Annotated in this window: 3 protein-coding genes; 1 reads left to right on the top strand and 2 read right to left on the bottom strand. The window is 40.4% G+C overall.

What is annotated here, in order from left to right:
* The first annotated feature begins 427 nt into the window (after positions 1-427).
* Complete coding sequence (locus WBA23_RS14015) at positions 428-1555, top strand: Fic family protein (protein WP_424582903.1); 1128 nt, start codon at positions 428-430, stop codon at positions 1553-1555.
* Between the two features lie 26 nt (positions 1556-1581).
* Here the strand turns inward: WBA23_RS14015 and WBA23_RS14010 are convergent, their stop codons facing one another.
* Positions 1582-1983, bottom strand: coding sequence for a type II toxin-antitoxin system VapC family toxin (locus tag WBA23_RS14010; protein WP_424582902.1), 402 nt, complete (start codon positions 1981-1983; stop codon positions 1582-1584).
* Entirely contained in the window at positions 1965-2168 is a 204-nt protein-coding gene (locus tag WBA23_RS14005; protein WP_424582901.1) for a hypothetical protein, read from the bottom strand. Before WBA23_RS14005 ends, WBA23_RS14010 begins: the two co-directional genes overlap by 19 nt.
* Positions 2169-2283: the final 115 nt, after the last annotated feature.

Genomic DNA, 2283 nt, shown 5'->3' with positions numbered 1-2283 from the left:
ATGCGGAACTTTGCCTCCGTTAGCCTTAATTTGTTGAACTTGTTCAGTAAGATCTTGACGAATTTTTTGAGCGGTTTGCTTCCCGTCTATAATGGTCATAGTGGTGAGATTGTATCTAATTAATTGATAGGACTTTAGAAAGCTGCAAAAGTAAATATAAGCCAGTTGCCATCATAAAAAAGCTACTGAAACAATCCGCACTTCCGGTTTAATTACTGCAAGAAGCTAAGGTAAAGAAACCAGTAATACTTTCTGCTTCTATAAACATTATCTTGCGCCGTTTTTAATGCCTGTTCAGTTATTGGCCTTAAATTTAAGTTTATTAGTACTATAAACATCATAAAATCGTTTATTTAATGTTTAGTGCAAAAACAGACCTTAATTTAAGGTTGCATCAATGAATAAACATTAAGAGAAACTTTAAGTAATGTCTGAAACTAGCTGGACCAATCCCGACCGAAACCAACCCTGGAATACATTACCGTCATTACCTATATCTGATAAGCATTATCGAACGGTGGAAGTGCTGGAACAATTGGGTGAAGCCAAAGCAGCATTGGCTCGCTTACACGGACGTAGCGCGGCCATACCCGACCAAAAGCTTTTGATTAATACTATTAGCTTACAGGAAGCGAAAGCCTCCAGCCAGATTGAAAATATATTCACTACCGACGACGAGCTGTACCAAGCATTCAGTCAAAATGATTTGCACGAGACTTACGGAGCTCCCAAAGAAGTGTTGCGCTATCGCGAAGCTTTATGGCAGGGGTTTCATACCCTAAAACAGAAGGAAGTTTTTGATCTGGATTATTTCATTCAGATGTACCAAGAGGTGAAAGAGGCAAGTGATGGTTTTCGTCCAGCATTTACCCGCATTGTGATTCGTCAGGGGGGCAGTGGGCCAACTGCCGGGCAGGTGATTTATACGCCACCCCGGGGGGAAGGCATCTTAGAGGAAAAGCTCAGTAACCTGCTGGAATTTATGAACGATGACCAACAGTATGCCGTTGATCCGCTGCTAAAGATGGCGATTGGGCATTACCAATTTGAGGCTATTCATCCTTTTTGGGATGGAAACGGGCGGACCGGCCGAATTTTTAATATCCACTATCTCACTAAAAAAGGCTTACTCGATCTCCCGATTCTATTCTTGAGTCGCTATATCATTGACCATAAAGATGAATACTACTTTCGCTTAGGGGGAGTTTCTCAACGGGGCGACTGGCAACCTTGGATTCTATATATGTTGGAAGCGGTGCAGTCAACGGCTAATCTGACCTACCGAAAGATCAACGATATTTTGCAGTCGAAAGAAGCTATTTTACAGGCAGTTCGTCAGCAAACATCTATTCAACGACCAGAGCAGATGATAGAAATGCTGTTCACCCAACCGTATTCTACCGTAAAGCATTTTACCAGTCAGAACATTTACGCTGAGAATACCGCCCGAAGCTACCTTAATCAGCTTACCGAACTAGGCGTACTCAACAAACGAACTATTCAGGGGCACCATTACTACCTCAATATTGATCTGTACAATATTTTGAGTGAGTAGAGAGTTGAATCACCACTTTCACTCTATCAACGAGGGTTAAAAAAGCGAATACCTTTGAATTGCTGAAAATCCTTCTTATTGTATGTCCAGATTGGTATGCCATTAGTAATAGCAGAGGCTCCAATGAGCCCATCGGCCAGCAAGCCAGCGTAGTAATATGATTCATTCATCAGTTCTTTAGTGAATAAGCTCGCCCGCTTGTCAATGTGTAATAGAGTAAAGTTTCTTAAAAACGCAATTATCTTTTTACGTTCTTTTTTTTGAGTTACTGGAAGTATCTCTCCGTAAGTAATGATACTGATATACATATTGCGCCATTCGGTGAACTCATTCGTCAATCCTGATAAAATTCGAACTGTAGGTATATGATTTTTAATTACAGCCAATAAAATGTTGGTATCGCATACAATTACTTCTTCCTTTGCCATGCCCCTCTTCGAATATCCTTTGCCATCTTTTTTATCGTTCGTAAATCAGTACTTTGGGTGGGATCATCATTCCACAAACCGATAGCTTCCATGGCTGCTTTTTTTTTATTTCGGGTGATTCCTAATTCTATTGCGTCGGGATTCAGGGTACCGAACTTATGTTTACCCTTAGCTTTTTCTGCCATTAGCTTTTTTTATTTTTGATAACGAGATATATGTATTTCTAGTTAGATTCTTAAAGGCTCACATTTGGTCAATCCAACTTCAGCACCGCCATAAAGGCTTCTTGGGGAATTTCTA

Origin of the sequence: Tunicatimonas sp., assembly GCF_049647865.1 — a bacterium.
Lineage (GTDB): Bacteria > Bacteroidota > Bacteroidia > Cytophagales > Cyclobacteriaceae > Tunicatimonas.
Note: the sequence above shows the minus strand (reverse complement) of the source record. Positions and strands in the feature narration are given on the sequence as shown.